This is a genomic window from Roseicella aerolata, assembly GCF_020523605.1.
GTDB lineage: Bacteria > Pseudomonadota > Alphaproteobacteria > Acetobacterales > Acetobacteraceae > Paracraurococcus > Paracraurococcus aerolatus.
Window position 1 is genome coordinate 1 of record NZ_JAJAQI010000102.1, and the last position, 6,237, is coordinate 6,237.

At 70.5% G+C, this 6,237-nt stretch carries 6 protein-coding genes; 4 read left to right on the forward strand and 2 right to left on the reverse strand.

Annotated elements, in window-relative coordinates:
• Positions 1-320: 320 nt before the first annotated feature.
• Complete coding sequence (locus tag LHA35_RS27525) at positions 321-1,070, reverse strand: sulfite exporter TauE/SafE family protein (RefSeq protein WP_226614387.1); 750 nt, start codon at positions 1,068-1,070, stop codon at positions 321-323.
• A gap of 88 nt (positions 1,071-1,158) precedes the next feature.
• On the opposite strand from LHA35_RS27525, the gene LHA35_RS27530 reads away from it, so the two are divergent.
• Positions 1,159-2,049 carry a LysR substrate-binding domain-containing protein gene (locus LHA35_RS27530; RefSeq protein ID WP_226614390.1) on the forward strand — a complete coding sequence of 297 codons (891 nt, stop codon included), beginning with the start codon at positions 1,159-1,161 and terminating at the stop codon, positions 2,047-2,049.
• A 323-nt stretch (positions 2,050-2,372) separates the two neighbouring features.
• Here LHA35_RS27530 and LHA35_RS27535 read toward each other — a convergent pair whose 3' ends face one another.
• The gene (locus LHA35_RS27535) at positions 2,373-3,422 is read right to left on the reverse strand and encodes an SDR family oxidoreductase (RefSeq protein WP_226614391.1); all 1,050 of its coding nucleotides are present in this window, start codon (positions 3,420-3,422) and stop codon (positions 2,373-2,375) included.
• Positions 3,423-3,703: 281 nt separating this feature from the next.
• Here LHA35_RS27535 and LHA35_RS27540 point away from each other — a divergent pair, with 281 nt between their 5' ends.
• From LHA35_RS27540 to LHA35_RS27550, 3 genes are all read left to right on the forward strand, one after another.
• Positions 3,704-4,771, forward strand: coding sequence for a spore photoproduct lyase family protein (locus LHA35_RS27540; protein WP_226614392.1), 1,068 nt, complete (start codon positions 3,704-3,706; stop codon positions 4,769-4,771).
• Positions 4,761-5,831 (forward strand): SPL family radical SAM protein, encoded by a 1,071-nt coding sequence (locus LHA35_RS27545; protein WP_226614395.1) that lies wholly within the window; start codon positions 4,761-4,763, stop codon positions 5,829-5,831. The genes LHA35_RS27540 and LHA35_RS27545 overlap by 11 nt, the downstream gene beginning before the upstream one ends.
• Positions 5,832-6,034: 203 nt before the next feature.
• Positions 6,035-6,237, forward strand: a 203-nt coding sequence (locus LHA35_RS27550; RefSeq protein WP_226607599.1) for a manganese catalase family protein, incomplete at its 3' end; no start/stop codon positions are given.

Here is a 6,237-nt window from a genome sequence, read left to right on the forward strand (position 1 = left end):
AGCCGATCGGAAACATCCCTCCCGCCGAGGCCGAGGCGCGCTACTATGCCCAACGGGAGACAACCGCCCTGGCGGCATGACCCAAGCACAAAAGCCTCCGGCCATCCCGGTGCGGTTCACTTGGCCCGAGGGTGGCTTGTCTGCTCCCGATTCTGAGCAGACGCTCGCGCGGTGTAGCGGGGTACGGAAACTGGGAATGGCGCCCAACTCGGGGCTGTCTTGGGGCCACTGCCGAGCAACGGCCATGCAGACGCAGCAGCAATAGCCGGCCTGCAGTGCGCGCCCGGCGAGGGCCTCGGCTTGTGCGGCCAAGTCGGCGGCTATAGCGCCAACCCCCGCCAGACCAGTTCGCTTCCGAGCGCCAGCAAACCGACGAAAAAACAAAGCCGGAAGGTCTCGGGCCGCACCCGCGCTCGGAGCCAACCACCGAGCGCCATGCCCGCGAAGGCCGGCAGGACCGCCAGCAGGGAGGCGGCCGAGGCGGCGAGCGGCAGTGCGTCGTGCAGTGCGAGGCCACCCGCGAGCGCGAGGGTGGAGACGGTGAAGGACAGGCCGAGCGCCTGCACGAGGTCGTCGCGCTCCAGTCCGAGCGAGCCGAGGTAGGGCACGGCAGGGATGACGAACACGCCCGTCGCGCCCGTGACCAGCCCCGTGATCGTGCCGACGAGAGGCCCCGCCCAGGGCTCCGCGGTAGGCGGCACGCGCAGCCTGAACTTTGCTAGCCCGACAAGGCCGTAGAGGGCCAGCGCGACGCCAGGGAATGCCGTGGCGGCGCCCGTGGCAGTTCCAGCGATCACCCCCGACCCGGCAACGGTGCCCGCGACGACGCCGACCATCATGGGCCAGAGGCGGAGCAGGAGATCGCCAAAGCGTGGGCCGGCGAGGAGCTGCCATACGTTCGTCACGAGCGAAGGCACGAGAAGCAGCGCTGCGGCTTCGACGGGTAGCATGGCAAGGCCGAGCAGCCCCATGGCGACCGTCGGCAGGCCGAGGCCGATCACGCCCTTTACAAGTCCTGCAAAGAGGAAGGTGCCGGTGAGGAGGGCGGCGCAGGGCAGGATATCCATCATGGGCGTGACGTTGCGGCCCGTACCCCTCCGCCACAATGCGGGAGTGGCGTAGTGTGCCTTAGTCTGGGACAGAGGCAGGACGCCGACGATGCATTTTGACCTGACCGATCTCCGCTTGTTCCTTCACGTGGCGGAGGCGGGGAGCATCACGGCCGGCGCCGAGCGGTCCGGCCTTGCCTTGGCATCGGCCAGCGCGCGTATCCGGGGAAGGGAGGAGCAGGCCGGGGTGCCGTTGCTGGAGCGCGGCCGGCGCGGCGTGGAGCCGACGCCCGCGGGCCGGGCGTTGCTGCGCCACGCGCGGCTGGTGACGGCGCAGGTGGAGCGGATGCGCGGCGAGCTGGGCGAGTACGCCCGCGGGCTGAAGGGGCATGTCCGCCTGCTCGCCAACACCGCCGCCGCTTCCGTGCACCTGCCCGAAATCCTGGCGGCGTTCCTGAGTGCGAACCCGAACGTGGACGTGGAACTGGATGAGCGCCCCAGCCCCGAAGTGGCACGCGCCGTCGCGGAGGAGGCCGAAGTCGGGGTCGTGGCCGGCCACGCGGACCTGTCGGGCCTGGAGGTCACGCCCTTCCGGACCGACCGCCTGATGCTGGTTGCGCCGCGCGGTCATCCTCTGGCCGACCGCGGGCGGATCGCCTTCGCGGAGGCGCTGGGGAGCGAGTTCGTTGGCCTGTCCGGCGAGGTCGCGCTTGGCGGGCACCTTGATGGGCACGCTGCCCGGGCGGGCGGGCGAATGCGGACGCGCGTTCGCGTGCGTGGGCTGGACGCCGCCTGCCGCATGGTCGCGCTCGGCGCGGGCGTCGCCGTGGTGCCGGAGGTCATGGCGCGGCGGTGGGGCGACGCGGGCGCGCTCGCCTTCGTACCCCTCGAGGATCCGTGGGCCGAGCGGCGGCTGGTGATCGTCGTGCGGCGGCTCGACGCGCTGTCGTCCCATGCACGACGCTTGGCGGAGCATCTCGCCGCAGCCCCTTCCTCTTGAGGATGGCGCAACGAACCCGGGAATATCGGCTTTCCGCCCTCCTCGGCGGTAGCCTCGACCAGGGAGGCTACCGCGGGGTTCGACCCGGTGTGGCGGTCCAGGTGGACACGTTGCTCGGCGGGTCAGTGCGAGAACCACTCAATACAACCCAGAACGGAGCTTCCCCGTTTCAGTTCAGTGCCGCCGTGTCCTTGTGGCAGTGGGAAGGAACAGGCGGCGCGGAGCCTCCTCGGCCCTGGACTGCCCCATCGCACCGTTTCGCCCTGTGAACGCCAGAGCGGCTGCACCAGGATAGCTCTGGAGAGCACTACCTCGGCGGGCCGCTACCAGCGGCGGCGATGCCCGAGGCGAGGGGTGCTGGCCCGCGCGCCGGCCGCGACCGCGCCCAGTGCCGCCACGAGGCCGGCCATCACCGCAGCCGCCTTCCCAGGGTTCATCTGGGCGTCCAGTAGTAGGCTCCTGCCGCGCGGCGGCGGGCCCTTGAGGCTGCTGCGCTCCGACAGATCCTCCCGCGGCTCGTACAGGTTGTCGCGCCGCTCCGCTCGCCCAGGATCCTCGCTTTCCTGCGTCGGCTTGGCCAGCGCCTCCATGGCGTAGTCGGTCAGCCGGGGCGCGAGCGCCGCCCCCAGGCTGGTCAGCCAGCCAGCGCTGCCGACGTAGAGGTCGCGCACCGGCGTCTCGCAGGCGTGCAAGATGGCACGGGCGGCGACGCGGGGGTGGTAGGCCGGGGGCGGGTTGCGGGTGCCCCTGGTCCCCATCGCGTTGCGCGCATGCTCCATGAACGGGGTGTCAATCGGCCCGGGCTTGATGAGCGTGACCGAGATCGGTAGCCGCTCGCCCTCGAACTCCATCCGGAATGCGTCGGTGGCGTTCTTCACCGCCCCCTTGGCCGCGCAGTAGGGGCCCTGCAGTGCGATGGCCCGGTCGCCCAGCACGCTCCCGACATTGACGATCGCTCCGCCCCGCTCCCGGAGGTGCCGCGAGGCGGCGAGGGTGCCATGAACGACGCCCCAGTAGGTCACATCGAACAGGCGCCGCTGGTCCGCGAGCGAGACGTCCTCCATACGGCCATAGATGAACGCCCCCGCGTCGTTGACCCAGGAGTCGAAGCCGCCGAAGGCCTCGACGGCTCTGGCCGCGACAGCGTCCACCTGCGCTGCGTCGGCGACGTCGGCCACCTGGTACTCGGCCCGTCCACCGTGGCTGCGAATCTCCTCGGCCAATCGCCACAGCGCGTCCTCGTTGCGGGCCGTGAGCACCACCGCCGCGCCGCGCTCGGCGGCCATGCGCGCGGTGGCCAGCCCGATGCCGGAGGTCGCGCCGGTGACGACGATGGCTTGCCGCGAGAGCGGCTTCAGGCGGACGCGGGGCATAGGGATCTCCTGGGTTCGGGCCTCAACCCGCACCCGGGAGAGCAGTTGCCACAGGCCAGCCTGCGCCCATTGACACCTCCGGCAAGGCGACGCCCCGGGCTGAGGTTGAGCGGAGGTGGGCCAGCCCGTAGCAAGGGCGAGGGGCAGTACGGGGGCATTGCGGCCTCCCGGCCCGGCCTTTTCATACGGGCTCTGAGCGCCGTGCCGGGCCGGCTGTTCCTGCCTGCCAGTCCCGTCAGCCCGGCTGACGTTTCGGCCTCGCGTCACCACATTTCCTACACATGACTGGCCCTGCCGCGCTGCCCCTCCTCGACATCCGCCGCATCCACCTCGAGCCCGCCGCTGCGGCCCTGCCGCGCGGCGCCGAGATCCTGGCCCGCTTTCCTGACGCGGAGCGCATCGAGGTCGCCTCGCACTGGCGCATACCGGAGCTGCGCGAGGCAGAGCCTGGCGACTATCTGCGCCCGAAGCGGGAGACGCTGGTGCTCGGGGTGAAGAAGGGCCTCCACTTCCGTCCGAACGGGCGCAGCGCGGACTTCATCGCGCCCTCTACCTCGAACGGTTGCGCGATGGCCTGCGCCTATTGCTACGTCGCGCGGCGCAAGGGTCACGCCAATCCGATCACCGTCTTTACCAATATCGAGGAGATCGCCGAGGCCACCCTGCGCCACGCCGCGAAGCTCGGTCCCAAGCCACGGCCGAACCAGGTGGACGAGCGCGACTGGGTCTACGATCTCGGCGAGAACGGCGACCTCTCGGTGGACGCGATGGTCTCGGACAATGTCCGCGACCTGGTGGCGCTGTTCCGCGGCCTGGCCAACGCCAAGGGTAGCTTCGCGACCAAGTGGGTGAACCCCGATCTGCTCGGCTACGACCCGCAGGGGCGTACGCGCGTCCGCATGTCGCTGATGCCGGACGGCATGGCGAAGCTGTTGGACGTGCGCACCGCACCGGTTGCCACGCGCATCGCCGCGCTGCCCGACCTGCACCGCGCCGGCTACGAGGTTCAGCTCAACTTCTCCCCCGTCGTGCTGCGTGAGGGGTGGGAGGCGGAGTGGGGCGCGCTGTTCGAAGAACTAGATGACACGCTGCCCGCCACGCTGAAGGAGCGCCTCGCGGCAGAAGTCATCCTGCTAACCCACAATGCCGCGCTGCACGAGGTGAACCTGGCCTGGCACCCGAAGGCGGAGGAGCTGCTCTGGCGCCCCGACATCCAGGAGGAGAAGCGGAGCGAGTCCGGCGCCGTGAACCTTCGCTACCGCACGGGCTGGAAGGGGCGCTGGCTGAAGCGCCTACTCGACCTGTTCGCCGACCGCATGCCCTATTGCCGGGTGCGCTATGCCTTTTGACGCTGCCGCCATCCGTCCCGCGCGCCTCTGGGTACCAAAGCGCGTGCTGGCCACCGCCGCCGCGCTCTCCTGGCCCGATGGGGAGGCGATGGCCGAGCGCGCGGCGGCGCTTGGCGCTGATGTGGTGCGCCTGAAGGGGGACCGGCTTACCGGGCTGCCGGAGGTCTATGCGGACGCGAAGTCCACACTTGCACTGGTGGTCGCGCCGCCCTCGCGGCGCCGGCCGCAGCCCATCCCGCCGAGCGCTGATTGGCGCTTCGACCTCGCAACCGGCTGCCCGGCACACTGCCAGTATTGCTATCTCGCCGGCTCCCTGGCCGGGCCACCCATCGTGCGCGCCTTCGCCAACCTACCCGAAATCCTGGCGGAACTGCCGCCGCTGCTCGGCCAGGGACGGGTCACCTCGCGCGACCCGGGCCGTGCGGCGGAGGGCACCACCTTCGAGGCGTCCTGCTACACCGACCCGCTGGGAATCGAGCACATCACCGGCGCGCTGGGCCAGGCGATCCGCTTCTTCGGAGCTTGGGACGAAGCGGTGCAGCTTCGCGTCACGACGAAGTATGACGGCGTGGCGCCGCTGCTCGGGCTGCCGCATGGGCGGCGCACGCGGCTGCGCTTCTCGGTCAACGCCCGCGCCGCGGCGCGCTTTGAGGGTGGCGTGCCGCGCATGGCGAACCGCCTGGGCGCGATGCGCGTCGCGGCCCTCGCCGGCTACCGCATTGGGTTGACTGTCGCGCCGATTATGCCGCTACCCGGCTGGAGGGATGAATACGATCGGCTGCTCGCCGACTGCGCGGAGGCCCTGGCGGGCGCGCCCGACCCCGACCTGACGGTGGAGCTGATCACCCACCGGTTCACGCCCAACTCGAAGCAGGTGCTGCAGGGCTGGTACCCGGGCAGCGCGCTGGAGATGGATGAGACCGCGCGGGCCCGTCGCACGACGAAGTTCGGTGGAGTCAAGCATGTCTTCCCGCGGGAGCTCATGGCCGGGCTGCGCTCAGCGCTGGAGGCGTCGGTTGCGCGGCACCTGCCCGCAGCGCGGGTGCTGTATTGGACCTAACGGCCCTGGACTGCGCCGCCATCATCGCGAGAAGCGTCGCCAGCAGCGGCCCTGAACCCGCGATGAGGGTAGCCTCGCGCATACATGCCTACGTCGGATAACGGCAGGTGCTGTCAGGTGACACCAAGGTAGGACGGCGGCCCGAGGCAACCGCGGCGGGCGCCGGATCGTTGGGGTGAGGCCCCCTCACCGGAGATGCCGCTATGTTCCTGCGCGTCAACAAGCTGCAGACGGAACTGCCCGCGCCCAAGCGCCGCGACCCCAACGCCGCCGCCGCGCTGCAGGAGCTGCTCGGCGGCAAGTACGGGGAGATGTCGACGCTCGGCAACTACCTGTTCCAGAGCTTCAACTTCCGCAGCAAGACCAAGCTTGCCTCCTTCTACAGCCTGGTCGCCTGCATCACTGC

Coding starts and splice junctions, on each gene's coding strand:
- LHA35_RS27525 (WP_226614387.1), bottom strand. CDS start 1,070: ATGATGGATATCCTGCCCTGCGCCGCCCTCCTCACCGGCACCTTCCTC.
- LHA35_RS27530 (WP_226614390.1), top strand. CDS start 1,159: ATGCATTTTGACCTGACCGATCTCCGCTTGTTCCTTCACGTGGCGGAG.
- LHA35_RS27535 (WP_226614391.1), bottom strand. CDS start 3,422: ATGCCCCGCGTCCGCCTGAAGCCGCTCTCGCGGCAAGCCATCGTCGTC.
- LHA35_RS27540 (WP_226614392.1), top strand. CDS start 3,704: ATGACTGGCCCTGCCGCGCTGCCCCTCCTCGACATCCGCCGCATCCAC.
- LHA35_RS27545 (WP_226614395.1), top strand. CDS start 4,761: ATGCCTTTTGACGCTGCCGCCATCCGTCCCGCGCGCCTCTGGGTACCA.